This window comes from Bradyrhizobium ivorense (genome assembly GCF_900696085.1).
GTDB classification, from domain to species: domain Bacteria; phylum Pseudomonadota; class Alphaproteobacteria; order Rhizobiales; family Xanthobacteraceae; genus Bradyrhizobium; species Bradyrhizobium ivorense.
Window position 1 is genome coordinate 90,655 of record NZ_CAADFC020000005.1, and the last position, 24,364, is coordinate 115,018.

General features: G+C 66.4%; 22 protein-coding genes. 15 read left to right on the top strand and 7 right to left on the bottom strand.

Annotated elements, in window-relative coordinates:
• Positions 1 to 31 precede the first annotated feature (31 nt).
• Positions 32 to 970 (bottom strand): alpha/beta fold hydrolase, encoded by a 939-nt coding sequence (locus tag CI41S_RS09230; protein WP_244622545.1) that lies wholly within the window; start codon positions 968 to 970, stop codon positions 32 to 34.
• A gap of 173 nt (positions 971 to 1,143) precedes the next feature.
• On the opposite strand from CI41S_RS09230, the gene CI41S_RS09235 reads away from it, so the two are divergent.
• Positions 1,144 to 1,959, top strand: a complete 816-nt coding sequence (locus tag CI41S_RS09235) for an MBL fold metallo-hydrolase (protein ID WP_139858672.1) — start codon at positions 1,144 to 1,146, stop codon at positions 1,957 to 1,959.
• Between the two features lie 3 nt (positions 1,960 to 1,962).
• Here the strand turns inward: CI41S_RS09235 and CI41S_RS09240 are convergent, their stop codons facing one another.
• Positions 1,963 to 2,583: a CGNR zinc finger domain-containing protein gene (locus tag CI41S_RS09240; RefSeq protein ID WP_139858673.1), complete on the bottom strand. Its 621-nt coding sequence runs from the start codon at positions 2,581 to 2,583 to the stop codon at positions 1,963 to 1,965.
• 97 nt (positions 2,584 to 2,680) lie between these two features.
• Here CI41S_RS09240 and CI41S_RS09245 point away from each other — a divergent pair, with 97 nt between their 5' ends.
• From CI41S_RS09245 to CI41S_RS09270, 6 genes are all read left to right on the top strand, one after another.
• Entirely contained in the window at positions 2,681 to 3,691 is a 1,011-nt protein-coding gene (locus tag CI41S_RS09245; RefSeq protein ID WP_139858674.1) for an EamA family transporter, read from the top strand.
• Positions 3,692 to 3,752: 61 nt separating this feature from the next.
• On the top strand, positions 3,753 to 4,748 hold the full coding sequence (locus CI41S_RS09250; protein WP_139858675.1) for an aldo/keto reductase: 996 nt from the start codon (positions 3,753 to 3,755) through the stop codon (positions 4,746 to 4,748).
• A complete protein-coding gene (locus tag CI41S_RS09255; protein ID WP_139858676.1) occupies positions 4,748 to 5,209 on the top strand; it encodes a MerR family transcriptional regulator in 462 nt (153 codons plus the stop codon). The genes CI41S_RS09250 and CI41S_RS09255 overlap by 1 nt, the downstream gene beginning before the upstream one ends.
• A gap of 46 nt (positions 5,210 to 5,255) precedes the next feature.
• Entirely contained in the window at positions 5,256 to 6,641 is a 1,386-nt protein-coding gene (locus CI41S_RS09260) for an MFS transporter (protein ID WP_139858677.1), read from the top strand.
• An 82-nt stretch (positions 6,642 to 6,723) separates the two neighbouring features.
• On the top strand, positions 6,724 to 7,773 hold the full coding sequence (locus tag CI41S_RS09265; RefSeq protein WP_139858678.1) for an amidohydrolase family protein: 1,050 nt from the start codon (positions 6,724 to 6,726) through the stop codon (positions 7,771 to 7,773).
• A gap of 11 nt (positions 7,774 to 7,784) precedes the next feature.
• A complete protein-coding gene (locus CI41S_RS09270) occupies positions 7,785 to 8,717 on the top strand; it encodes a GNAT family N-acetyltransferase (protein ID WP_139858679.1) in 933 nt (310 codons plus the stop codon).
• A gap of 200 nt (positions 8,718 to 8,917) precedes the next feature.
• On the opposite strand, the gene CI41S_RS09275 is transcribed toward CI41S_RS09270, so the two are convergent.
• The 3 genes from CI41S_RS09275 to CI41S_RS09285 form a co-directional block, all read right to left on the bottom strand.
• Positions 8,918 to 10,174 carry an aminopeptidase gene (locus tag CI41S_RS09275; protein ID WP_139858680.1) on the bottom strand — a complete coding sequence of 419 codons (1,257 nt, stop codon included), beginning with the start codon at positions 10,172 to 10,174 and terminating at the stop codon, positions 8,918 to 8,920.
• Positions 10,175 to 10,289: 115 nt separating this feature from the next.
• A complete protein-coding gene (pcaB, locus tag CI41S_RS09280; protein ID WP_139858681.1) occupies positions 10,290 to 11,651 on the bottom strand; it encodes a 3-carboxy-cis,cis-muconate cycloisomerase in 1,362 nt (453 codons plus the stop codon).
• Between the two features lie 61 nt (positions 11,652 to 11,712).
• Positions 11,713 to 12,102, bottom strand: a complete 390-nt coding sequence (locus CI41S_RS09285) for a carboxymuconolactone decarboxylase family protein (protein ID WP_139858682.1) — start codon at positions 12,100 to 12,102, stop codon at positions 11,713 to 11,715.
• Between the two features lie 149 nt (positions 12,103 to 12,251).
• Here CI41S_RS09285 and CI41S_RS09290 point away from each other — a divergent pair, with 149 nt between their 5' ends.
• Genes CI41S_RS09290 through CI41S_RS09305 form a run of 4 tightly spaced genes read left to right on the top strand, consistent with a single transcriptional unit; the run spans position 12,252 to position 15,863 of the window.
• The gene (locus CI41S_RS09290) at positions 12,252 to 13,214 is read left to right on the top strand and encodes a Bug family tripartite tricarboxylate transporter substrate binding protein (protein ID WP_139858683.1); all 963 of its coding nucleotides are present in this window, start codon (positions 12,252 to 12,254) and stop codon (positions 13,212 to 13,214) included.
• Positions 13,215 to 13,236: 22 nt separating this feature from the next.
• A complete protein-coding gene (locus CI41S_RS09295) occupies positions 13,237 to 14,124 on the top strand; it encodes an NAD(P)-dependent oxidoreductase (protein ID WP_139858684.1) in 888 nt (295 codons plus the stop codon).
• The gene (locus CI41S_RS09300) at positions 14,121 to 15,101 is read left to right on the top strand and encodes a Gfo/Idh/MocA family protein (protein ID WP_139858685.1); all 981 of its coding nucleotides are present in this window, start codon (positions 14,121 to 14,123) and stop codon (positions 15,099 to 15,101) included. Before CI41S_RS09295 ends, CI41S_RS09300 begins: the two co-directional genes overlap by 4 nt.
• Before the next feature lie 6 nt (positions 15,102 to 15,107).
• Positions 15,108 to 15,863 (top strand): GntR family transcriptional regulator, encoded by a 756-nt coding sequence (locus CI41S_RS09305; protein ID WP_139487184.1) that lies wholly within the window; start codon positions 15,108 to 15,110, stop codon positions 15,861 to 15,863.
• Between the two features lie 162 nt (positions 15,864 to 16,025).
• On the opposite strand, the gene CI41S_RS44940 is transcribed toward CI41S_RS09305, so the two are convergent.
• The gene (locus tag CI41S_RS44940) at positions 16,026 to 16,154 is read right to left on the bottom strand and encodes a hypothetical protein (protein WP_256436593.1); all 129 of its coding nucleotides are present in this window, start codon (positions 16,152 to 16,154) and stop codon (positions 16,026 to 16,028) included.
• A 343-nt stretch (positions 16,155 to 16,497) separates the two neighbouring features.
• Here CI41S_RS44940 and CI41S_RS09310 point away from each other — a divergent pair, with 343 nt between their 5' ends.
• The 3 genes from CI41S_RS09310 to glgX all read left to right on the top strand — a co-directional run bounded on the left by CI41S_RS09310 (position 16,498) and on the right by glgX (position 21,075).
• Positions 16,498 to 16,677 (top strand): hypothetical protein, encoded by a 180-nt coding sequence (locus CI41S_RS09310; protein WP_139487183.1) that lies wholly within the window; start codon positions 16,498 to 16,500, stop codon positions 16,675 to 16,677.
• 197 nt (positions 16,678 to 16,874) lie between these two features.
• Positions 16,875 to 18,554, top strand: coding sequence for a methyl-accepting chemotaxis protein (locus CI41S_RS09315; RefSeq protein WP_139858686.1), 1,680 nt, complete (start codon positions 16,875 to 16,877; stop codon positions 18,552 to 18,554).
• A 406-nt stretch (positions 18,555 to 18,960) separates the two neighbouring features.
• Entirely contained in the window at positions 18,961 to 21,075 is a 2,115-nt protein-coding gene (glgX, locus tag CI41S_RS09320) for a glycogen debranching protein GlgX (RefSeq protein WP_139858687.1), read from the top strand.
• A gap of 16 nt (positions 21,076 to 21,091) precedes the next feature.
• Here glgX and CI41S_RS09325 read toward each other — a convergent pair whose 3' ends face one another.
• Positions 21,092 to 22,219, bottom strand: a complete 1,128-nt coding sequence (locus tag CI41S_RS09325; protein WP_139858688.1) for an NAD(P)/FAD-dependent oxidoreductase — start codon at positions 22,217 to 22,219, stop codon at positions 21,092 to 21,094.
• Positions 22,220 to 22,388: 169 nt separating this feature from the next.
• Between CI41S_RS09325 and CI41S_RS09330 the strand changes: the two genes are divergently transcribed.
• Positions 22,389 to 24,254 (top strand): sigma-54-dependent Fis family transcriptional regulator, encoded by a 1,866-nt coding sequence (locus tag CI41S_RS09330; protein ID WP_139858689.1) that lies wholly within the window; start codon positions 22,389 to 22,391, stop codon positions 24,252 to 24,254.
• The last annotated feature ends 110 nt before the right edge of the window (positions 24,255 to 24,364 follow it).

The window sequence follows — 24,364 nt, forward strand, 5'->3', positions numbered from 1 at the left end:
GCGACGCTGACGCCGATCCGTTCGGACCTGCCTAGTCCTTGATCAGTTCGATCACAGCCGCAGCGAATGCCTCGGGCGCCTCTTGCGGCAGGTTGTGGCCGGCGCTCGGGATCACGCGATGCACCCGGCGGCCGGTGAACCGGCCCGCGCTGGCGCTGCCGTCGGTCGCGGGCGCGACGCCGTCACCGGCGCCATCAAGCGTGATGGTGGGCACGGTGATGTCAGGCAGTGCGGCGAGGCGGCGCTGCAGTTCGGCATAGCGTGGATCGCCCTCGGCGAGCCCGTAGCGATGGCGATAGCTGTGGACCACCACGTCGACATAATCAGGGTTGTCGAACGCCGCAGCGGTGCGCTCGAAGCAAGCATCGTCGAATGCCCAGTTCGGCGACCACTGCGACCATAACAGTTTTGCGATGCCGCGGCGGTTGGCGGCGAGCCCGGCGCGGCCGCGCTCGATCTGGAAATAGTACTGATACCAGTAAGCCGCCTCGCGCTCCGGCCGCATCGGCGCCATCGCGTTGGCGATGTCCTGGATCAGGTAGCTGTTGACGCTGACGAGCCCGATGCAGCGATCCGGCCACAGCGCGGCGCCGACGCACGCGGCGCGGCCGCCCCAGTCATAGCCGGCGAACACCGCGCGGCTGATGCCAAGCGCATCCATCAGCGCCATCATATCGGCACCGACCGCCGCCTGCTCGCCGGAGCGCGGCGTCGCCTTGTCGCGGAATGTCGTCGGTCCGTAGCCGCGCAGATAGGGGACGATCACGCGACAACCCTGTGCCGCCAGCAGCGGCGCGACGTCGACATAGGAATGGATGTCGTAGGGAAAACCGTGCATCAGCATCACGGCCGGGCCATCGGCGGGGCCGGCCTCGTAATAGCCGATGTTGAGCACGCCGGCATCGACATGACGCAGCGGCTCCAGCCGTTTTGTCGAAGGCGCGCGCGGTATCGAAACATCGTCGGTCACGGCGAACTCCCTGATCGTGGTCGTTGGCTGGGATGATAGCTCGTCCGGCGCGCCCAATCACTAAAGTCGCCTTGCAGCGCGCGCCATGGAGCGATGCGCCTGTCTCATCATGACGGCTGGCCAATTGCGCGATAGGCTAGCGGCCGCCGATGTCTCCGAAGACGGACCGTGTCATGCCGCGATTGCTTGCCGTGCTCGCCTTGTTGGGATCGCTTGTCAGTCAGGCCTGGGCGCAGGACGCCCAGCGCAGCGAATGCCTGGCGATGGCGAATGCGCCGCCGCGGGCGGTCCCGGTGAGCTACCGGCGCGTCGCGGCAAAGGCCGACGAGGTCGCGATCACCTATGGCGGCCACTCGACCTATTACATCGACACGCCGGGCGGCATCCGCATCGCGACCGACTACAACGGCGCCTATCGCACCGGACGGCTGCCCGACGTCGTCACCATGAACCGCGCGCACGAGACCCACTACACGCTGTTTCCGGATCCGAAGATTCCCCATGTGATGCACGGCTGGGGCGAGAAGGGGCAGGCCGCGCACTACGCGGAGCGGATCGGCGACGTCTACATCCGCAACGTCACCACCGACATCCGCCGCTACTGGGGCGAAGGCTCCGGCGGCGAGATGATCAAGGACGGCAATTCGATCTTCATCTTCGAGGTCGCCGGGCTCTGCATCGGCCATCTCGGCCATCTGCATCACAAGCTCGACGACAGTCATTTCGCGGCGATCGGCCGGCTCGACATCTTGATGGTGCCGATCGACGGCACCTATACGATGTCGCTCGACGGCGTCTCGGAAATCACCAAACGGCTGCGCGCTTCGGTGGTGCTGCCGATGCACCGCTTCTCGACCCCGCTCGACGAATTCATGCGCCTGATCGGCCAGCAATTCGAGATCGACCGGCGCGGCGGCGAGCGCACCTTGAGGATATCGCGCGACTCGCTGCCGGCGACGCCGACGGTGATCATCCTCGACGGCGTGTGACGCTTAATCTTCCGCCTGCGCACGCAGGTAATGCCGGCGTGATTTGGCGAGATTGCCGCAATCGCCCATCGAGCACCAACGCCGGTTCTGCGCGCGGCTCTCGTCGACGAACAGCGATCCGCAGCCGCGCTCGTCCTGGCACTGCTTGATCTTCTGCGCGCGCGGACCGGTCAGAAGGCTGACCGCCGACCATGCGATCGGCTTCAGCAGCATCTCGGGCACGACCTTCTCCGTGGTCGGCTGCCATCGCAGCCCGCTTCCGGCGGGACCGAGTGCAAGCCCGCCGAACGGGGTTCCGAGCCACCGGTTGAGCGCGGCCAGCGCTGCCGCATCGACCTTGCCGCCGCCGATCTGGGCCGCGAAAATCTGGTAGATCGCCTCGCGGAGCGCATGCATCGTCGCCAGAAAGGCTTCCGCCTCCCGCGGCGCAGACTTCCATCGCGCCTTGAGCTGCGTGACCAACTGGCGATCCGCCAGTTCCACATCGACAAGCCATTTCAGCGCCGCGTCCGGCGTGGCGATCCGCTCCTCGACCAGGTCGCGCCGCCGCCACGCGACGGTATTGACGAATCGGATGCTGAGCTCTTGCCGGGCCGATGCTTCGGCCGAGGTCATATGCGACATGATCCGCCGGCTCCCTTCGGAACTTGCAACCCCTTAAGGGGTTAGGCTAGATATAACCTCATAAGGGGTTGCGTGCAATCTAGCGCGGGAGCTTGCCATGTCCAAGCGCGTTCTGATCCTCGGCGCATTCGCGGCGATTTATCTGCTCTGGGGTTCCACCTATTTCGCGATCGCACTCGGCCTGAAGTCGATCCCGCCGTTCCTTTTGATGGCGCTGCGCTCGCTCGGCGGCGGCCTGATCCTGGTGGCGCTGAACGGCCGCGGCGTGATGCACACGTCGCTGTCGAGCTGGGTCAATGCGGCGACCTGTGGCGTGTTATTCTTCGTCGGCTGTCACGGCGTTCTCGCCTATGCCCAGCAATCGGTTCCCTCGGGAATCGCGGCCATCCTGCTGGCCACGATCCCGTTCTGGATCCTGCTGATCGATTTCCTGTTTCCGCAAACCCGCCGCCCCAAGGCAATGACGCTGGCCGCCCTGCTGCCAGGCCTGGCCGGGGTCGCGATCGTGGCCTGGCAATCGGCCGGTCACAGCAACGTCAGCGTGCTGCCGATCATCCTGCTGCTCGGCGCGTCACTATCTTGGGCAGCCGGCACCGTGCTGTCGCGCCGAACGTCGAACCATGAATCCTCGACGCTATCCGCGGGGATGCAATTATCGATCGGCGGCGCAGTGCTGTTTGCGGTCAGCCTTACATCCGGTGAGTTCGGCGAATTCTCGTTGCACAATGCTTCGCCGGTGTCGCTCGCAGCCGTCGCTTACCTCGCCATCGCCGGCAGCGTGATCGGCTTCGCGGCATTTCGCTGGCTGCTCGGCAACGTCTCGACATCGATGGTTTCGACCTACATCTTCGTCAATCCGATTATCGCGGTGCTGCTCGGAACGCTGGTGCTGGGCGAGCCGTTTTCGGCCTCGATGCTGTTCGGCGGGCTGCTGGTGATCGCCTCGGTCATCGCCACCTGGCGGGCCGAGCAGGCGACGCCTTCGTCGACCGAGCCCGATCGATCATTGCCGGTACCGCGACCGCTCCTGCGGCCGGCTGACGGTCGGCGCGGGCGCGTTGCCGACACGCACGATTGCGTTAGCCGGCGATTTTCACGCTTGACCTAGAGCATGCTCTAGCATGTTGACTTGGAACGGTCCGCAGACCACCGCAACAAGGATCAGTCCCATGGCAGCAACCAGCACTCTCCCGCACCGCAAGCTCGGCAATGACGGCCCCCAGGTTTCCGCCATCGGGCTCGGCTGCATGTCGCTGTCCGGCGTCTATGGCGCCAATGACGATGCCGCGACGCCCGACTTCATCCGCGCGGCCATCGACAAGGGGATCAACTTCCTCGATAGCGCCGACCTCTATGGCTTCGGTCACAATGAGGAGCTGCTCGGCCGCTCGCTGAAGGGCCTGCGCGACAAGGTCGTGATCGCGACCAAGTTCGGCCAGGTGAAGACCGCGACCGGAATGGGCGTCGACGGCCGGCCGGCCTATGTTCAGCAGGCCTGCGAGGCGAGCCTGAAGCGGCTCGGCATCGAGACCATCGACCTCTATTACCAGCACCGCGTCGATCCGAATGTGCCGATCGAGGAGACTGTCGGCGCGATGGCGCGTCTGGTCGAGCAGGGCAAGGTCCGCCACCTCTGCCTGTGCGAGGCGCGTCCCGAAACCATCCGTCGCGCCCACAAGGTCCACAGGCTTGCGGCGGTGCAGACCGAATATTCCCTGCTCTACCGCAGCGAGGCCGAGGAGACCCTCGACGCGACGCGCGCGCTCGGCATCGCCTTCGTCGCCTATTCGCCGCTCGGCCGCGGCTTCCTGACCGGGCAGATCCAGTCGCAGGCCGACATTGCCGGCGATCGCCGCGGCGACCATCCGCGTTTTGCCGGCGACAATTTTGCCCGCAACCGCGACCTGGTCGGCCAGATCGTCGCGATCGCGCGCACCAAGACCTGCACGCCGGCGCAGCTGGTGCTGGCCTGGCTGCTGGCGCAGGGACAGGACATCGTGCCGATCCCCGGCACCAAGCAGCTGACGCGGCTGGACGAGAACATCGGCGCGCTCGCCGTGACGCTGTCGCCGACCGAGCTGGCGCAGATTTCCGCGGCGATCCCGCCCGGCGCTGCGGCCGGCGAGCGCTATCCGGCCGGCGCGATGAAGGCGGTCTGTCTCTGATGGACGCCCGGACGCCGCATCCGCAAGCCGTGCCGGGCGCGCTCTATATCGGCGACATCGCGCGCCGCACCGGCCGCAGCGTGCACACCATCCGCTGGTACGAGGCGCAGGGCCTGATGCCCGGCGTGACCCGCGACCGCGGCCGCCGCCGCGTCTACAGCGACTATCACATCGGCTGGCTCGAACTGATGGAGCGGCTGCGCCTGACCGGCATGTCGATCCGGCAGCTGCGCGAATACACCGCGCTGGTGAAGCAGGGCAGCACGACCTTGCGCAAGCGCCGCGCCCTGCTCGCCGAGCACCAGCGCCGCGTCAAGGCCATGATCGCCAAATGGACCGAAGCGCTGGCGCTGGTCGACGCCAAGATCGAGTTCTACGACGAATGGGTCGCCGGCGGCACGCGGCCCACGGTCTCGCCGCAGCAGCGCGCCCGCGCCAAGCGCGCTGCGGCCAAGGCTTGAACAGCAAGGCCTGAGCGCCCCGCCTAACCAGACAACAGGATCTGCCATGGACGATATGCTTCGGCGTAATCGGATGGTCACGCGCGCGTCGCATCGGCTGACGCTGCTGACACTGTGCCTCGTGGTGATGATCGCGCAGATCGATACTTTCATCGTCAATCTCGGCGCACGCGCGATCGGCGAGCATTTCGACGCCAGCATGGGCGAACTGCAATGGATCGTCGACAGCTACAACCTCGTCTATGCGGTGTCGCTGCTGACCGGCGGCATGCTCGCCGACATTCATGGCCGGCGCCGGATCCTGTTGGTCGGCGGACTGATCTTCACCGCCGCTTCGCTTGTATGCGCGGCCGCGCCGACCGCGCCGGTGCTGATCCTCGGACGCGCGCTCACCGGCGCCGGCGGCGCGCTGATGATTCCGGCCTCGCTCGCCATCATCCGGGTGGTCTGGGATCAGCCGGGCGAACGCGCCCGCGCGCTCGGTGTCTGGGCCGCCTGCAACGGTGTCGCGATGGCGCTGGGGCCGAGCCTCGGCGGATTGCTGCTGCCGTGGTTCGGCTGGCGCAGCATCTTCCTGGTCGTGGTGCCGTTCGCGGTGCTGGCGCTGATCCTGGCCGGGTACGCGATCCCTGAATCGTCGGATCCCCGGCCGCGCCCGGCCAACGCGGCGGCGCAATTGTTCGGCGCGCTGGCGCTCGGCAGCCTGACCTATGCCGCCATCAGTGCTCACTCCTCGCCGCATGCGATGATCGCGGCCCTGATGATCGCGATGCTGTCGGCGGCGCTGTTCGTCGCGATCGAACGCAAGCGCGGCGCCGAGGCGCTGCTCTCGCCTGACATCCTTGCGGTGCCCGAGTTCCGCGGCGCGATGGCCGCCACTTTGGGCATGACCTTTGGCGGATACGGGATGGTGTTCGTGCTGGCGCTGGCCTGGCAGGCCAGCGGACGGCTCGATGCCGCCGCGAGCGCCGCGGCCCTGCTGCCGATGTCGCTGGTGTTCATCTTGGTCGCGCCATTCTCCGGCGCGCTGTCGGAGCGGCTCGGCATTCGCGTCGCGACCTCCGGCGGCGTGACGCTGATGGGCATCGGCCTGCTGCTGATCGGCGCCGGCGGCCTGCAGCGGAACATCGCACCCGCCGAGTTCGGACTGGCGATCACCGGCCTCGGGCTCGGCCTTGGGTCGGGGCCGCTCTCGGCGATGGCCGTCGGCCACGTCGCCGCGGCGCGCGCCGGCATGGCGGCCGCGCTGATCAACGTCGCGCGGATCAGCGGCGCGACGATCGGGGTCGCGGTCCTCGGCGCGTGCTATTCAGCCGCCGGCGGTGGGACGCAGGGATTGTTGTTGTCGATGATGATTGGCAGCCTCGTGCAGTTCAGCGGCGCCGCCATCGCATGGATGATGACACAGCGCGAAGGCGTCAGACCCATTTGACGCGCTGATACGCCGCTCGTTATCCTCCCGTAGCCGACATCGTATCGGCGGCCGACAAGAGCAAGAACAGGGAGCATCATCCATGGCCAGCACTCTGCCCGCCTCTGCGAGCGGGCTCTATGCCAATCCGCGCGAAGACTGGCTCGCCCAATACACCGAAGACATCATCGATCCCGCCAGGCCGATCGTCGATCCGCACCACCATCTCTGGGACCGCGGCGGGCTGCGCTACCTGATCGAGGACATGCGCGACGACATCGCCTCCGGTCACAACATCGTGGCCACCGTCTATGTCGATTGCCGCTCGATGTACCGCGCCGACGGCCCGGAAGCCTTCAAGCCGGTCGGCGAGGTCGAGTTCGCCAACGGCGTTGCCGCGATGTCGGCGAGCGGCGGCTACGGCAAGGCCAGGATCTGCGCCGGCATCGTCAGCCACGTTAACCTTTTGATCGGCGACCAGGCCAAGGCGGTGCTGGAGGCGGAGATATCAGCCGGTAACGGCCGGTTCCGCGGCATCCGCCACTCCTCGGCCTGGGACGAGGACCCCAACGTCGCCCACATGTACGCGAACCGGCCGAAGGGCATTTTGCTCGATTCGACCTTCCGCAAGGGATTTGCCTGCCTTGGGCCGCTCGGCCTCAGCTTCGACGCCTGGTTGTTCCATCCGCAGATCGGCGAGCTTGCCGACCTCGCCCGCGCCTTTCCCGACACCAGGATCGTGCTCGACCATTGCGGCGGGCCGGTCGGCATCGGCCGCTTTGCCGGCAAGCGCGCCGAGGCCTTTCCGGTCTGGAAGGCGTCGATCCAGGAGATCGCCAAATGCCAGAACGTCGTCGTCAAGCTCGGCGGGCTGGCAATGTGCCTGCTCGGCTATGACTTCCACCTTCGCCCCAAGCCGCCGTCGTCGGAGGAACTCGCCGCCGCATGGCGGCCTTATGTCGAGACCTGCATCGAGGCGTTCGGCCCCAGCCGTTGCATGTTCGAGAGCAACTTCCCACCTGATAAGGGTCAGTGCAGCTATCAGGTGATCTTCAACGCCTTCAAGCGGCTTGCTTCACAATATAGCGAAGTCGAGAAGACGGCCCTGTTCTTGCAGACGGCTAAGGATGTTTATCGGCTCGATATCGGGTAGGCTCGCGCACCATGGATGACGGCATCACCATCCGGCCGCTCCGGGAGACTGATGCGGAAGCGGTTGTCGCGCTCTATTCCAAGGCTGCGGCGGTGGAACCGCGGCTCGGCCCGGTCTCGCTGCCGCAATGGGACCAGTTTCTGAAGCTGCCGCAGAACCGCGGCGGGCGCGACTTTCGGGTTGCCGAACGAGGCGATCGCCTGGTCGGGCTCGCCGAATCCTCGCTGCGCGGTCACGGCGCGCCGCAATCTCGGTTTCTCAAGATCGTGGTCGCGCCGGAGGCGCGGCGCCGCCACATCGGGCTTTCGCTGTTCGACGACGTGCTGGCGATCGACACCGACGCCGATCTCACCGTGCAGACCCAGGTCAGCCCCGACTGGCCGGCCGGCATGGCCTTCGTCGCCGCGTTCGGCTTCGTTCATGTCGGCTCCGAAATCGGGATGAAGTGCGTGGAACCGCTGCAGCCGGCCCGCACGCTTGCCGCCGCGCGCGCCTCGATCGAACGGATCGGCGACGTCTCGACCTACGCAGCCGAGGTCGCGCGCATCCACAATGCCGCCTACGCCTCGGACGCCGCCTTCCGGCTGTATTCGCCGGAGGAGATGGCGCAGCTTTTGACCGAGAGCGAAATCTGGATCGCGTCCGAGGACGGGCAGATGTCGGGCTTCTGCCTGACCGAGCCCGAACAGAACTCGATGTGGATCGAATCGATGGCGGTCGAGCCGGCGCGCCAGGGACGCGGGCTCGGCCAGCTCCTGCTCTATCGCGTGCTGACCGCGCACGACGTCTCGGTCGAGCATCCCTGCTGGCTCAACGTCTCGAGCCGCAATGCCGCCGCGCTGAAAATCTATCGCCGGCTCGGCTTCCGGCCGCAGCACGAAACCTGCCGCTTCAGCGCCCCGCGCGGCGACCTGCTCGCCTCGCGTGCGCGAAGATTCCACTGAGGCATCGCGAATCGACGTTGAGCCGGCGCCGCCCGCGGCGGTGTTCACCTCTCCCTTGGGAGAGGTCGGCGCGAAGCGCCGGGTGAGGGTTGACGGACCCTCGTTGGAGTTGCGGCCCCTCACCCGATTTGCTTACGCAAATCGACCTCTCCCCTTCGGGGAGAGGTGAGCAACCGCTCCGATCGCTCCTCAACAGGCCCTCACGCCCACTCGCCTTTCCGGAACACCGGCACGCTGCGGCCGTCGGCATGGATGCCGTCGATGTCGGTGTGCGCGGAGCCGATCATCCAGTCGATATGGATCAGGCTCTTGTTGCCGCCCTGCTCGGCGATCTGCTGCGGCGTCAGCTTGTCGCCACCAACGAAACACTTCGAGTAGCACTGGCCGAGCGCGATGTGCGAGGCCGCGTTTTCGTCGAACAGCGTGTTGAAGAACAGCAGCCCGCTCTTGGAGATCGGCGAGGAGTGCGGCACCAGCGCGACTTCGCCGAGCCGGCGCGCGCCCTCGTCGGTGTCGAGCACCTTCTTCAAAACTTCCTCGCCGCGCGACGCCTTGGCCTCGACGATGCGGCCGTCCTCGAATTTGACCGAAATGTTGTCGATCAGCGTGCCCTGATAGGACAGCGGTTTCGAACTCACGACATGGCCGCTGACGCGCCGGCAGTGCGGCGTGGTGAAGACCTCCTCGGTCGGAATGTTGGCGTTGCAGACGATGCCGTTCTTGGCGGTCGAGGCGCCGCCTTCCCATTCATGGCCGTCAGCCAGCCCGATCGTGAGGTCCATGCCCGGGCCGGAATATTTCAGCGCGTGGAAGCGCTGGCCGTTGAGCCACTCGGTACGCTCGCGCAGTTTTGCATTGTGCTTCTCCCAGGCCGCGACGGCGCCGTCCTGGTCGACGCGCGAGGCGGAGAAGATCGCATCCGCAAGTTTTGCCACCGCGACGTCCTCGGCATCGTCAGGGAAAACCTGCCTGGCCCAGGATGCGCTCGGATAGGCGATGATGTTCCAGTTGGTGTCGAAATTGACGATCTTCTCCAGCGCAGGCTGGTAGGCGATCGAATTGGCCTTGCTGGCGCGCGCCACCTTGGCCGGGTCTTCGCCCGACAGCAGCATCGGGTTGTCGCCGACGATCGCAAGCCGCGCGGTGTTGTCGCCAAACGCCTTCGCCATACCCTCGTAGAGCCAGCTCGCGGCACGGTCGAAGCTCGCATCATGACCGTAGCGGTAGCGCGCCAGCGTCAGCTCTTCGTCCGAGAAGAACGGCGTCACCAGAGCGGCGCCGGCCTTGTAGGCGTGCTCGGCAATCCGCCGCACCAGCGGCATCGCGACCGCGGGCGCGGTCAGCAGCAGGTCCTGGCCCGGCCGCAGCTGCAGCCCGACCTTGACCGCGACTTCGGCAAGGCGATCGAGCTTGACGGGATCGATCGAGGCGGAAAGGGCGCGTTGATGTGCGGTCATGAAACGTCCAGCGATGTCGGTTGAGGATTGATGGAGTCGTAGTCCAATTCGAGCTGTATCCGCAAGGTTCCCGCCGCCTTCTCCGATCACGCGACGGCGAGCGGCCGCGGCAAAATTACCGCCTCACCGAGGCCAGCACCCGATCCACCATCTCGGGCGCAAGCCCGAGATAGTTCCTGGGCGCGGTGAGACGGTCGATCGTCGCGCGATCGATCCGGCTCGCCACCCGCTGATCCGCCGCCAGCGCGTCGGCCAAGGTCAGGCCCTTCTCGTTGGCGACGCGGCAGGCGTCATAGACGACGTCATGCGCCTCCTGCCGGCCGATCGCCGGCGCAAGGCCCATCATCACGGCTTCGGCGACGATCAGCCCGCGGCTGATGTCGAGATTGTCGGCCATTCGCTTCTCGTCGACGATCAGGCCGCCGAGCGCGAACTTCGCCTGATGCAGCGCGCCCGCGGTTAGCACGAAGCTTTCCGGGAGCGCCATCCATTCGGCGTGCCACGGGCCGGTGGCGCGCTCGAAATCCTGCATCATCGCATCCAGCATCAAACCGGCATGCTGGCGCACCGCCTTCGAGGCCGCCAGCATCAGCTCCGACGAAATCGGGTTGCGCTTCTGCGGCATGGTCGAGGACGCGCCGCGGCCCTTGACGAAGGGTTCATAGACCTCGGCGAATTCGGTCGACGCCATGATCATGATGTCGAGCGCGATCTTGCCGAGCGTCCCCGTGATCAGCGCGAGAAAATTCACCGCCTCTGCCAGCCCATCGCGCGCGACGTGCCAGGTCGAGACGGGAACGCCGAGGCCGAGCTCCTCGCACAGCGCCTGCTGCACCGCAAATCCCTTGTCGCCGAGCGAGGCCAGCGTGCCGGCAGCGCCGGCGAACTGACCGACCAGCACGCGCGGCTTGAGCTGCGCCAGCCGTTCGGCGTGACGGTCGAACGCCGCCAGCCAGATCGCGATCTTGTAGCCGAAGGTGATTGGCAGCGCCTGCTGCAGATGGGTGCGGCCCGCCATCGGCGTATCGCGATGACGCTTGGCAAGATCGGCGAGGATGCCGCGCAGCGCGGTGATGTCATCCTCGATGATTTTAAGGCCGTCGCGTAGTTGCAGCACCACGGCGGTATCCATGATGTCCTGGGTGGTGGCGCCCCAATGGACGTAGCGCCCGGCCTCGCCGCATTGCTTCGCCATCTGATGCACCAGCGGCAGGATCGGGTAGCCGACGACGTCGGTCTCCTGTCGCAGCAGGTCGAAATCGAGCGCAGCCACGTCGGTGCGTTTTGCAATCTCCTCGGCCGCCGCGGCCGGGATCACGCCGCAGCGCGCCTCGGCCTTGGCCAGCGCGACCTCGACCTCGGCATAGCGCGCGATCAGGCGCAGGTCGGAAAACACCTCGCGCATCGCCTGGGTGCCGAAGGCATCGCGGAACAGCACGGAGTCGAGAACCGTGGTCGAGGTCGGGAACGCGGGCATGGGCAAATCCTGTGGCCGATCGCAGCTCGGCAATTTGCCTATCATGCCGCTTGCCGACGCCCTACCCCTCGGCCGGCACCTCGCCGAACACCTCGGCTGCGATTTTGCTGGTCTCGATCGCGGCGGGAATGCCGCAATACATCGCGACCAGCAGCAGCACGTCCTGCACCTGCGCGGCGGTGCAGCCATTGGCCCGCGCGCCCTTGGCGTGGACGCGGAATTCGGTCGCCTTGCCGCTCGCCGCGGTAATGCCGAGCATGACCAGGCTGCGGACCTGGTCGGACAGGCCGCTGCGCTCCCAGACGTCGCCATACACATAGGCGTTGATGATGTTCTGCAACGGCGCGCCGAACTCGCCCGCCGCGGCCATCCGTGTGGCGACATCGGCATCGCCGAACATCTTCTGGCGCCGGCGCAGGCCGCGCTCATGGAGGTCGCTGACATCAACCATCGTCTGGCTCCGTGTTTGGAATAATTATACGGACAAATATGCCTAACCTCAACCACTCTACACGCGGAAGGCTTGCCTTCATCGTCCATTTGTCCGTATAAATCTGTCAAAACAGACATGGTCGAAAACCGACCGGCGGAGGAATCGGGATGAAGTTGCGCCTGGGCTTGCTTGTCGTCCTGCTCCTCTCCGGCTTCGCGGCGCAGTCTGCCCCGGCCGCCGATGACTTCCCGCAGCGGCAGATCAAGATCATCGTGCCGTTTCCGGCCGGCGCCGGCCCCGACAATGTGGCGCGGCTGATCGGCCAATATCTGCAGGATGCATTCGGCCAGACCGTGCTGATCGAGAATCGCGCCGGCGCGCTCGGCAGCATCGGCGCCCAGGAGGTCGCACGCAGTGCGCCCGACGGCTACACGCTGTTGATGGGCACGAACACGACGCATGCCAGCAACGTCGCGACCTTCAAGAGCCTGTCCTACGACCCGGTGAAGGATTTTGTCCCCGTCATCCGCACCACGACGACGGCGATGGTGCTGCTGATCAACCCGAAATCTGCGCCCAAGGACCTGGCGCAGTTCCTCGATTTCGCCAAGGCGCATCCGAACCTGACCGCGGGCTACGGTTCGGGCGCCTCGCAGATCTCGGTCGCGCAGTTGCAGTCGCGCGGCGGCCTGTCGCTGGTTGCAGCCTCCTATCGCGGCGTGCCGCAGGCCATGACCGACGTGATGGCCGGGGTGATCGATCTCACCTTCGGCGATTTCTCGGTCGCGATCCCGCAGATGCAGGGCGGCACGCTGCGCGGCATCGGCGTGACGTCGGCGGGGCGCAACGAGCTCACGCCCGGCCTGCCGGCGCTCGCCGAAGCGATGCCGGGCTTCGAGGCCACGATCTGGTACGGGCTGTTCGCTCCGGCCGGGACGCCCGCGCCGGTCGTCGACCGGATCTACGCCGAATGCGCAAAGTTCCTGGCGATGCCGGAGACCCGGAAGAAGCTCGCCGATGTCGGCGTGATCGTGGCGCCGCTGACGCCGGCCGAGTTCGGCGGCTTCGTGAAAAGCGAGGTGGTGCGCTGGTCGGCGGAGGTGAAGGCCGCCGGCATCCAGCCGCAATGAAGCGAGGTGGCGAGGCCGCGCCATGGAGAGCACAACACAAGTCGGCGTGATCGGGCTGGGCTTGATGGGATCGGCGCTGGCGGCCCGACTCAGCGATGCCGGCGTCGGGGTGATCGGGTACGATATCGACGCGGCCAGGAAGGAAGGGTTGAGCGCCCGCGGCGCTGAATTCGCCGCCTTTGCCGCCGACGTGGCGGCGCGCTGCCGCACCATCGTCATTGCGGTGTATGACGCCGCCCAGATCATGGCATTGCTGCCCGACCTCGCCAACGCGACCGCACCGCCGCTGCTGATCTGCACCACCACCTGCGCGCCTGACGAGATCACTGCGATCGCCGAATTCGCCGCGCGATCGCATCTCACCTTCATCGAGGCGCCTATTTCGGGCACCAGCGCCGAGGTGCGCGCCGGCACCGCCACCGCGCTGGTCGCCGGCGAGCCCGACACCATCGAGGCCGCGGCGGAGACGCTCGACATCCTCTGCCCGTGGCGAGTCAATGTCGGCGCGATCGGCAATGCCAGCCGCACCAAGCTTGCCATCAATCTGATCCTGCAGAGCAACCGCGCGGCGCTGGCCGAGGGTATCGTCTTTGCCGAGAGCCTCGGCCTCGACGGCCTGAGCTTCCTTGCGAGCGCGCGGCACTCGGCGGCATATTCCGCCGTCATGGACAGCAAGGGACCAAAAATGCTGGCGCAGGACTTTTCGCCGCAATCGCACATTGCGCAGACCTTGAAGGATGCCGAACTGATCCTGCGTGAAGCCGGCCGGCAGGGGCTGTCGCTGCCGATGACCTCCGTGCAGGCCGATCTGCTGCGCACGACGATCGCGCTGCACGGCCCGGCCTGCGACAGTGCCGCGGTGATCGAGGCGATCCGTGCCGGGCGCCGCCTGAACGAGGAAGGTCCATGATCAATTGCGCAATCGCGGGCCTCGGCCGATGGGGCCGCGCGCTGGTCGAGGCTATCAGCAATGAGCCGCGGCTCAGGATCGTCGCGGCGGTGGAACCCGACATCGCCAGTGCGGAGCGCTTTCGCGCGACGCACGGTCTTGCACCCACCGCCAGTCTCGACGCCGTGCTCGCCGATCCCGCCGTCGACGCCGTGCTGCTGGCGACACCGCATTCGCTGCACAAGACCCAGGTGATCGCCGCCGCCGCTGCCGGCAAGCAGGTGTTTTGCGAGAAGCCGCTGGCGCTTCGGCGCGACGATGCAGCGGAGATGTTTGCGGCCTGCCGCAGCGCCGGCGTGGTGCTCGCAGTCGGGCATAACCGACGGTTCTGGCCGTCAATGCAGGCGCTGCGCGCGGTCGTCGCCGGCGGCGAGCTCGGCACTATCCTTCATGTCGAGGGTCACAACAGCAACGAGAACTCGCAAGCCGTCACGCAGGGCTGGCGGCTGTCATCAGAGGAATCGCCGGGCGGTGGGCTCACCGGCGCCGGCCTTCACGTGCTCGACGGCTTTGTCAGCCTGCTCGGCCCGGCGCGGCAGGTCTATGCCCGGTTGAATACACGCGAGGCCGGGCCGCCGCCGCTCGATACTGCAACCTTGGCGATTGAATTTGTGAATGGCGTCAGCGGCACACTTGCGACGATCCGCGCAACACCGTTCTATTGGCGGGTTCATCTGTTCGGAACGAAGGGATCGGCCGAGGTGCTCGACGAGGTGACGATGGTGCTGCGGAAATCCGGCGAGGCCCCCGCGACGATGCGGTATCCGGCGGTCGATACGCTCACCGCGGAACTGTCCGCCTTCGCCGACGCGGTCGAGGGCCGGCGGCCCTTCCCGATGCCGGAAGCCGACGTGCTGGCGACACTGGCCGCGTTCGAGGCCGCGCTGCAGTCGATGCAGATAGGGCATCCGGTCAACTGCCATTTGGCATGCCAGTAGCCCCGCATGTCTGACAACCCGGGCAAGGCGAGATCGTCCCGCTACCGCGACATCGCTACCGGTTTGCAGAAAGACATCCGGCTCGGCAGCTACGCCGTCGGTGGCCTGCTGCCGACCGAAACCGAGCTGATGGCCAGCTACAAGGCGAGCCGCCAGACCGTGCGCGAGGCGCTGCGCATCCTGATCGACCAGGGCCTGATCGTGCGCCGCGCCGGCCTCGGTTCGGTGGTGATCGCCTCCGAGCCGCCGGTGCTGTTCACCCACAGCGTCAAATCGCTCGGAGAATGGCTGCGCTATTCCAACGAAACCTATCGCGATGTGGTGAGCAGCGGCGACATCGTCGCCGACCGCAAGCTCGCCGCGCTGCTGAAATGCGAACCCGGCAAGAGCTGGTTCCTGATCGAGGCGGTGCGCCGTTCCGACCAGTTCGCGGCGCCGCTCGGCTGGGCCGAGATCTATGTGCTGCGCAAGTTCGCCGACGTCGTGAAGCGCAGCGATCACGGCCGCTCGCCGGTGCACGAGCAGATCGCCAAGACCTACGGCCAGGTCACCGAGCACGCCCAGATGGAAATCTTCGTCCGCGGCATGCCGGCACCGATCGCAAAGGCGCTCGGCGTCAAGACCGGCTCACCGGCGCTGACTGTGGTACGCCGCTACTACGGTCAGCGCGAGGAACTGTTCGAGGTCACCATCACCACGCACCCCGAGGGGCGCTACACCTATACGATGGACATGCAGCGCTCGCCGCGGCCGCCTCTGTAGCGTGTGTGATCGCGGGTATTTGGCTCTGCCTGGGGCCTAGAGCATGATCCGGAAAAGTGTGAAGCGGTCTTCCCTCGCGACAAACGCGAAGCGTTTGCGCGGAGATCATGCTCAAACAAAGCGCTAAAGCGCGATGATGATTCAACCTAATCTCATCGCGCTTTAGCGGGTGCCGGCGTAGTGCTGCTTGACCGAGGTATGTGCCATTTGCGGCGACCCGACCGCGCCCCAGACCGCAACCGCGATCAAGACGGCCGCCCACATATACGGCATCGCATTCAGCTGCTTCATTTCCAACGTCACCCCACACGACATTCAGGCTTCCCGAACGGGCGGCCCCGACCGGAATTTTCGTAAGCCTAGAGCGTGTCCGTTTCAGGACGTCTTCATCGCAATCCAGAAATGATTTCGCGGCAATTCGAAAAAGGCCTGATAAGAGAGGAACGCCTGTATTTTCACCAATTGCAGTGCATTTGAGCCAGGCCATCTGCACATGAGAGAATCTTCTGCTCAGTTCGGACTCAGTGGCGTAAGAGACCTTCCAAAACTTTCATGTCTGAATTCTTTTTGATTGTCCGGCTGAATCGACTCGTGCCAAGACTCCCTGTGACAGTACGATGACAAGGGTTCCCCTGTGACCTCCCAGCCTGCAAACCCCGAAACCGCGAAGCGCTCCCGTCTCAAAGAATCGCAGGAGGAAGTTGCGCGCTCGCTGGAGCGGGAGTTGAGGCTGATGGCCGAAGATCGCCAGGACCGCGCAAGCCGGCTCGGCTTCGACATCGGCGCGAAGCGACTGACAGACGGCGACGCTTAAGCCTTTGGTCGCATAGGCGACCCTCCTCCGTAGTTCTGCTGATTCGCGCGGCCGTTTGCCACGGCCCGCGCGGGTTTTGCCGTGCGCCGGGCGGCCATAACGGCTGCCGCGTTAGGTCGAACTTTATCAATTGCCGTTAGGCCTTTCTGAACCATCGGCGCCCGAAGCGGCGGCCGCCTTCCCAGAAAAGGATCCTCATGTTCGGCAATCTGCGAATCTCCTCCAAGCTCATGATCATGGTTGGCGTCGCGGTGCTCGGCATCGTCGCCGTCGCGGGCGTCGGGTTGACCACGCTGCGCGCCAGCCTGCTCGAGGACCGCAAGGCCAAGCTGCAGGACCTCGTGACCCTGGCGCGGCAAGCCGTCGAGCTCAACTACCAGGCCTCCAAGGCGGCCGGCCTGTCCGACACTGATGCCTTCGAGCGCGGCCGCGCGCTGCTGCGCACGCTGCGCTTCGGCCAGGGCGACTATTTCTACGCTTTCAATGCGCAGGGCCTGGTGCAGTCTCATCCCAATCCCAAGGTCGAGGGCCAGACCCTCTACAATTCGCCGGACCCGGACGGCGTGCTGTTCACCAAGCTGCAGATCGAACGCGCGGCGCAAGGCGGCGGTTTCGTGAGCTACCGGTTCCAGAAGCCCGGCGGCACCGAGCCGCTGCCAAAAATCTCCTACGCGGTCGAGTTCAAGCCCTATGGCTGGACCATCGGCGGCGGCATCTATCTCGACGACGTCGACGCGATCTTCTGGGCCCAGGCGCGCTGGATCGGCGGGCTGGTCGCCGCCGCACTGCTGCTCGTGATCGCGATGTGCCTGTTGCTCGGACGCAGCATCGTCGGACCGATCACCGGCATGACCGCGGCGATGCGCAAGATCGCCGCCGGCGATACCGCAACCTCGATCCCGGCGCAGGACCGCCGCGACGAAGTCGGCGCGATGGCGCAATCGGTCCAGGTGTTCAAGGACAGCATGATCGAGGCGGTGCGGCTGCGCGGCGAGCAGGACGAATTGAAGAAGCGTTCCGAGACCGAGAAGCACGGCTTCCTCGGCCGGATGGCCGACGAGTTCGAGAACGGCGTGCGCGCCTCGCTCGACGCACTGGCCGGTGCTGCGGTCGAGCTTCGCGCGACCTCCAACAGCATGTCGACCGCCGCCGACGACGCCAGCCGGCAGGCGACCACGGTCGCCGCGGTGGCGCAGCAGGCCTCCGCCAATGTGCAGACGGTGGCGGCGGCGACTGAGGAACTGTCGTCGTCGGTCTCCGAGATCGGCCGCCAGGTCGCGCAGTCGACCGAGATCGCGTACAAGGCAGTCGAGGAAGCCAACCGCACCAACACCACGGTGCAGGGCCTCTCCGCCGCGGCGCAGAAGATCGGCGACGTGATCAATCTGATCAGCGACATCGCCAGCCAGACCAACCTCCTGGCGCTCAACGCCACGATCGAGGCGGCGCGCGCCGGCGAGGCCGGCCGCGGCTTTGCCGTGGTGGCGAGCGAGGTGAAGTCGCTCGCCAGCCAGACCGCCAAGGCCACCGAAGAGATTTCGGCGCAGGTCGCAGCGATGCAGGAAGCCACCACCGAAGCCGTGCATGCGATCGAGCATATCGGCGGCACCATCGGCGGCATCAACGAGATCACGGTCGCGATCGCCTCTGCGGTCGAGGAGCAGGGCTCGGCGACCCGCGAGATCGCCCGCAACGTGCAGGAGGCCGCGCGCGGTACCAGCGAAGTCTCGGGCAATATCGGCGTCGTCACCCGCGCCGCCGGCGAAACCGGCACCGCCGCCGGCCGGGTGCTGACCTCGGCCGAACAGCTCAACACCCAGGCGACCGCGCTGCGCCAGAAGGTCGACAGCTTCCTCGCCAACATCCGCGCGGCGTGAGGCGACGGTCGCCCCTGAGTTGCCCGTCGGGTTGTTTTGCGCCTACGCAAGTGAAGCGGGCACAATGCCAGGGCTCCCTCTCCCCTTGCGGGAGAGGGTGGGGAGAGGGGTGGCCGCGGGCGAGATGGTGACATGAACATCGGTCTCGAAAAATCGCTTCTGTGGCTCGCGCGCAAATGGAGAGAGCACGTCGTGGGGTACCCCTCTCCCCAACCCTCCCCCGCAAGGGGGGAGGGAGCCTGAAGGGCGTGCTCACCTCACTCGTCGCAATCGTTCTGGGCGCGCTCGCCACGCGATGGCCGGGGAGCGTCATACAAATCAAGCTCCATTGCCGCTAACATCCCCCGTGCAACATTTTCCGCGCGGCGGCGTTTGTTGCAGGTCGATTTTCTGGCTGGGGGACACGATGTCCGATTTCGTCATTGAGGAAGGGCTGCCCTATCCGCTGGGCGCCTCCTGGAGCGGCAATGGCACCAATTTTGCGGTGTTTTCCGCCAACGCCACCAAGGTCGAGCTCTGCCTGTTCGACGGCGCGCGCGAGACGCATCGCTTCGAGCTGCCGGAATACACCGACCAGGTGTTTCACGGTTTTGTCCATGGCGTGCAGCCGGGCACGTTCTACGGCTATCGCGTCCATGGGCCCTATCAGCCCGACGGCGGCCACCGCTTCAACCCGAACAAGCTGCTGCTCGACCCCTATGCCCGTGCCCATGTCGGATCGTTGATCTGGAATCCGGCGGTGTTCGGCTACAGGATGGAGAGCGGCGACGACTTGACGTTCGACGAGCGCGACAGCGCGCCGTTCATGCCGAAATGCGTGGTGGTCGATCCCAATTTCGACTGGACCCAGGAGCCGCAACGGCAGGAAGCGCACTGGGACGAGACCATCGTCTACGAGACGCACGTCAAGGGTTTTACCAAACGGCATCCCGGCATCGCCGAGAACCAGCGCGGCACCTATGCCGGCCTCGGCTCGAACGTGGCGATCGACTATCTGAAGGCGCTCGGCATCACCTCGGTCGAGCTGCTGCCGGTGCATTCCTTCGTCAACGACAGCAATCTGCTGGAGAAGCACCTCACCAATTATTGGGGCTACAACACGATCGGCTTCTTCGCGGCCGATCCGCGCTACGCCGCCGACGTTGCGAACTGCCTGCGCGAGTTCAAGGAGATGGTGTCGCGGCTGCACGGTGCCGGCCTCGAGGTGATCCTCGACGTCGTCTACAACCATACCGCCGAAGGCAATGAGCGCGGGCCGACGCTGTCGTTCAAGGGCATCGACAATGCGAGCTACTACCGGCTCTTGCCCGACAAGCGGCGCTACTACATCAACGACACCGGCACCGGCAACACGGTGAACCTGTCGCATCCGCGGGTGATCCAGCTGGTGATGGACAGCCTGCGCTACTGGGCCGGCCACATGCATGTCGACGGTTTTCGCTTCGACCTCGGCACCATTCTGGCGCGCGAGGTCTATGGTTTCGACGAGCAGTCGGGCTTCCTGAAGGCGATGAACCAGGACCCGCTGCTCGCCACCGTCAAGCTGATCGCCGAGCCCTGGGATTGCGGCCCCGGCGGTTACCAGGTCGGCGGCTTCCCGCCGGGATGGGCGGAGTGGAACGACAAGTATCGCAACACGGTGCGCGACTTCTGGCGCGGCGAGGCGCAGCCCGGCGCGCTGGCGCCGCGGCTATTGGGCTCACACGACGTATTCAACCGCGAGGGACGCCGCACCTGGGCGAGCGTCAACTTCATGACCGCCCACGACGGCTTCACGCTGAACGACTGGGCGAGCTACAACAACAAGCACAACGAGGCCAACGGCGAGAACAACAACGACGGCTCGTCCGACAACCATTCCTGGAACTGCGGCGCCGAGGGCCCGACCGACGATCCCGCGATTCTGAAACTGCGCGAACGCCAGAAGCGCAACATGTTGGCGACGCTGCTGGCCTCGCAGGGCACGCCGATGCTGCTCGGCGGCGACGAATTCGGCCGCACCCAGCGCGGCAACAACAACGCCTATTGCCAGGACAACGAGATCTCGTGGTTCGACTGGAATTTGTCGGAGGCTGCCGAGAAGCAGCTCGCGTTCACCAAACGCATGATCAAGCTGCGGCGCGACTATCCGATCCTGCGCCGCAGCCGCTTCCTCTCCGGCGACCGCGACGCGCAGCTCGATATTCGCGACATCGTCTGGATCAACACCTCGGGCGCCGAGATGACGCAGTCCGACTGGACCACCGGCTGGATCAAATGCTTCGGCGTGCTGCTCGACGGCCGCGCGCGCAAAACCGCGATCGCGCGCCAGGGCGTGGACGACACGGTTCTGATGATCCTCAACAGCTATGAGGGCGAGGTCGATTTCAAGCTGCCGCCGACATCGGCGGGTCCGCACTGGTCGCTGCTGCTGGATACCAGCGCGCCGGAGGAAATGGCGGCCACTCCGCTCGAATTCGGCAGCATCCGCAAGGTGACGGGCCGTTCGTTCCTGCTGTTCACGGCCGGCGAGGTGAAGTGATCGCCGCCCGTCGCGCTCAAGGCGCGAGCTCTGCGTCGACCTCGCCGAGCAGCGCCATGCCGCCCAAGCGGCCCAGCTCGTCCGAACACTTCGCGCTCTTGCCATAGCAGCCGAACGCGACGGTGACGCGCGCCGACAGCGGCCCGATGCACGGCAGACCTGTGTTGCCGAAAGTGGTCATGCACGGCACGACGCGGCGCTCCTCGAATCTGAGGTCGCGAATGCGCGCGAGGATTTGCTCTTGCAGCCGGTCAGCCACGGCAACCGTGCCGCCCGATCTGAACCAGTCCTTGATGTCAGCCTCGCTGTGGAGCGGAATATCGACGGGATCGCCGCCGAGCTTGAGCCAGGTCTGGCCATCCGGATAGGCGATCGGCGGCAGGATATAGGGATTATCGCCCTTCGGTCCGATGCAGCGCATCGACGGCATGCCGGCGAGGCGCTGCACCTCCGCCGCATCGAGCCGAAACAGCGCCACGGTCCGCGCATAGACGGTGAAGCCCAGCGATCGGCCGAGCAGCGATTGGGTGTGGCCGCCCGCGGCAACGAGGACGCGCTCGGCCTCGACATCGCCCGACCGCGTCCGGATAGTCACGCCGGCGCCGCTTTCCGAAATCCCCAGCGCGGGCTCGGCGATGATGCGCGCCCCGGCGCGCTCCGCCGCGATGGTCTGCGCCCGCACCAGGCGGCGCGGCGAGATGTATCCGGCATCGCGCGGCTCGAAATAGCCCAGCATGGCCGCCGTCGATCGGAGATAGGGAAATCGCTCCGCCAGCCGCGCATCCTGATAGGCCTCGCAAGGAATGCCGTCCGCGGCACAGATCTCGCCGACCGAGGTGACGTCGCGGCTGTCGCTGCGGCCGACGTGAAGCGCGCCGGCCTCCCGATAGAAGTCGACACCGCTTTCCGCAGCAATCTCGCCATAGCGCGAGAGCGCCGCGCGATTCATCCGCCGCCAGAACGGGTATGGATCGAACCAGCGCGTGATCCGGCCCTCGTCGTAATGGCTGCCGAAGACGCCGTCGTGATGCGCGAAGTCCGCCGGCTCATCGGGCCCGATCAGCGCAACCTCGTGGCCCATCTTGCTCAAATGGCGTGCCGCCGCCGCCCCGAACAGACCACGTCCGATCACCGCAAGTTTCATCGCTTTGTCCACGTCCGCGACCAGTCTTCTTCTTGCTTGCACCTGTGGAGGACATCGTCGTTCGGCGCGTCGGAGGTGTCAAATGCCTGCCCCCGCGACCCCGGCGGCCAATTGACATTCGCTCGCCGGCTGCCAGACTTCGGCAAAAATACAGGGTGGAGACCTCTGGATGGCCAACCTTTCGGCCTCAAATCATGTCGCCCGTGTTTTATCGACGGCGAGCCAGGTGGCCGGCGTCGAGGCGGAGTCGCGGATTGCGGCCTCGTGGCGGCGCTGTGTGGTCAATCACAAGCTGGATCCGGCGCGGCGCGGGCCGCCGCAGACGCTGACCGAGGCCGAAATCCGCCACGTCGCCGAGCCGATGGAGGAATTGATCCAGGTCGCGGTTCCCGAGCTCGAGGACCTCGCGCGCCTGCTGCGAGACTCCGGCTACTGCGTCAATCTCGCCGATCCCAACGCCACCATGCTGGTGAGCCGCCTGCCGGAAGGCGACTACGCGCGGATGTTCCTGGAGTGGAAGATCTACACCGGCTCCAACTTCGCCGAGACTTTTGAGGGCACCAACGGGCTCGGCACCGCGCTGGCCGAGCAGCGGCCGATCATCGTGCATGGCGACGAGCATTTTCGCGAGCAGTGGCACATGTTCACCTGCGCGGTGTCGCCGTTGTTCGACCATGCCGGCCGCCTCGCCGGTGCCGTCAACATCTCCTCCTGCCGTAGCGATCTCGGCCGCGGCGCGCACGAGCTGGCGCTGGCGGTCACCACCGACGCGACGCGGCGGATCGAACGATCGTTCTTCCGCCGGCGTTATCGCGCGTCCTGGATCGCCACCCTGCCCGGCAGCGATGGACAGGGCATGCTGGCCTATGACGACGACCGCCGCGTCGTCGGCGCCTGCCGCAGCGCGCGGGCGGCGTTCGGCCTGACCGATGCGATGATATCCGACGGCATCGACCTGTCGCGGCTGATCCAGCTCGACGAGCGCGCGGCGCCGAGCTCGGAGGAGCGCGTCGCGCTGCGCCGCGCCGACGGCTCGCCCTGGGGACACGGCCGCGTGGCGCCGCCGCTGCGCGCACGATCGCCGCGTCCGCCTCCCGCGCCGTCGCGCGACAAGCCGGCGGGACGGTTCGATGGCCTGCACCGGCTGGCGGGCCACGACCCCGTGCTGATCAAGGGCGTGAAGCGGCTGATGACGGTCGGCAATCTCGATCTGCCGATCCTGCTGCATGGCGAGACCGGCGCCGGTAAGGACGTGTTCGCGCGCGCCATCCACGCCGCCAGCAACCGCGCCGCCAACAATTATGTCGCGCTGAACTGCGCGGCGATGCCGGAAAGCCTGATCGATGCCGAGCTGTTCGGCTACGAGGCCGGCGCCTTCACCGGCGCGCGGCGCGAGGGCTCGAAGGGACTGATCGTGCAGGCGAGCGGCGGCACGCTGTTCCTCGACGAGATCGGCGACATGCCGCTGGCGCTGCAGACGCGGCTGTTGCGCGTGCTTGAAAACCGCGAAGTGTGGCCGCTCGGCGCGCTCAAACCCGTGCCGGTCGACATCCGCCTGATCAGCGCCACCCATCGCGACCTCGCAGCGATGGCCGAGGACGGCAGCTTCCGCGCCGACCTGTATTACCGGCTGCGCGGCATGGAGGTGCGGCTGCCGGCGCTGCGCGAGCGCGCCGACAAGCGCGAGGTGATCGCGCAGATCGCCGACGAGGAAGCCCCGCACTACCGCATCGCGCCCGACGCCTGGGCGCAGCTGATGGCCTATCCGTTCCCCGGCAACATGCGCCAGCTCCGCCACGTGCTGCGGCTCGCCGGCTGCACCGCGGAAGGCGGCGTCATCGGCGAGGCCGATCTCGATCTGCCCGTCGGCGGACGGGCGGCCGTGGCCGATCACGACGCGGCCGAGCGCGCAATGGTCGTGGACGCGCTCCGGGCGAGCGGCGGGCGCGTGACGGAGGCGGCGAAGGCGCTAAAACTCAGCCGCGCGACGCTGTACCGCAAGATCAAGGCGCTGAAGATCGGGTTGGACGGCTAAGGCGTGATGAAATCGGGTTGAATTGCGGCCGCGAGGGGGTTGGCACACTCCCGCTTGCGGGCCCGCAGCGGGGCGGGCTACCAAATCCCGAAAAACAACCCCATGCAAAG

Coding starts and splice junctions, on each gene's coding strand:
- CI41S_RS09290 (WP_139858683.1), top strand. CDS start 12,252: ATGAAGTTGCGCCTGGGCTTGCTTGTCGTCCTGCTCCTCTCCGGCTTC.
- CI41S_RS09285 (WP_139858682.1), bottom strand. CDS start 12,102: ATGGTTGATGTCAGCGACCTCCATGAGCGCGGCCTGCGCCGGCGCCAG.
- glgX (WP_139858687.1), top strand. CDS start 18,961: ATGTCCGATTTCGTCATTGAGGAAGGGCTGCCCTATCCGCTGGGCGCC.
- CI41S_RS09250 (WP_139858675.1), top strand. CDS start 3,753: ATGGCAGCAACCAGCACTCTCCCGCACCGCAAGCTCGGCAATGACGGC.
- CI41S_RS09255 (WP_139858676.1), top strand. CDS start 4,748: ATGGACGCCCGGACGCCGCATCCGCAAGCCGTGCCGGGCGCGCTCTAT.
- pcaB (WP_139858681.1), bottom strand. CDS start 11,651: ATGCCCGCGTTCCCGACCTCGACCACGGTTCTCGACTCCGTGCTGTTC.
- CI41S_RS09265 (WP_139858678.1), top strand. CDS start 6,724: ATGGCCAGCACTCTGCCCGCCTCTGCGAGCGGGCTCTATGCCAATCCG.
- CI41S_RS09270 (WP_139858679.1), top strand. CDS start 7,785: ATGGATGACGGCATCACCATCCGGCCGCTCCGGGAGACTGATGCGGAA.
- CI41S_RS44940 (WP_256436593.1), bottom strand. CDS start 16,154: ATGAAGCAGCTGAATGCGATGCCGTATATGTGGGCGGCCGTCTTGATC.
- CI41S_RS09300 (WP_139858685.1), top strand. CDS start 14,121: ATGATCAATTGCGCAATCGCGGGCCTCGGCCGATGGGGCCGCGCGCTG.
- CI41S_RS09330 (WP_139858689.1), top strand. CDS start 22,389: ATGGCCAACCTTTCGGCCTCAAATCATGTCGCCCGTGTTTTATCGACG.
- CI41S_RS09315 (WP_139858686.1), top strand. CDS start 16,875: ATGTTCGGCAATCTGCGAATCTCCTCCAAGCTCATGATCATGGTTGGC.
- CI41S_RS09305 (WP_139487184.1), top strand. CDS start 15,108: ATGTCTGACAACCCGGGCAAGGCGAGATCGTCCCGCTACCGCGACATC.
- CI41S_RS09295 (WP_139858684.1), top strand. CDS start 13,237: ATGGAGAGCACAACACAAGTCGGCGTGATCGGGCTGGGCTTGATGGGA.
- CI41S_RS09325 (WP_139858688.1), bottom strand. CDS start 22,219: ATGAAACTTGCGGTGATCGGACGTGGTCTGTTCGGGGCGGCGGCGGCA.
- CI41S_RS09260 (WP_139858677.1), top strand. CDS start 5,256: ATGGACGATATGCTTCGGCGTAATCGGATGGTCACGCGCGCGTCGCAT.
- CI41S_RS09240 (WP_139858673.1), bottom strand. CDS start 2,583: ATGTCGCATATGACCTCGGCCGAAGCATCGGCCCGGCAAGAGCTCAGC.
- CI41S_RS09275 (WP_139858680.1), bottom strand. CDS start 10,174: ATGACCGCACATCAACGCGCCCTTTCCGCCTCGATCGATCCCGTCAAG.
- CI41S_RS09235 (WP_139858672.1), top strand. CDS start 1,144: ATGCCGCGATTGCTTGCCGTGCTCGCCTTGTTGGGATCGCTTGTCAGT.
- CI41S_RS09245 (WP_139858674.1), top strand. CDS start 2,681: ATGTCCAAGCGCGTTCTGATCCTCGGCGCATTCGCGGCGATTTATCTG.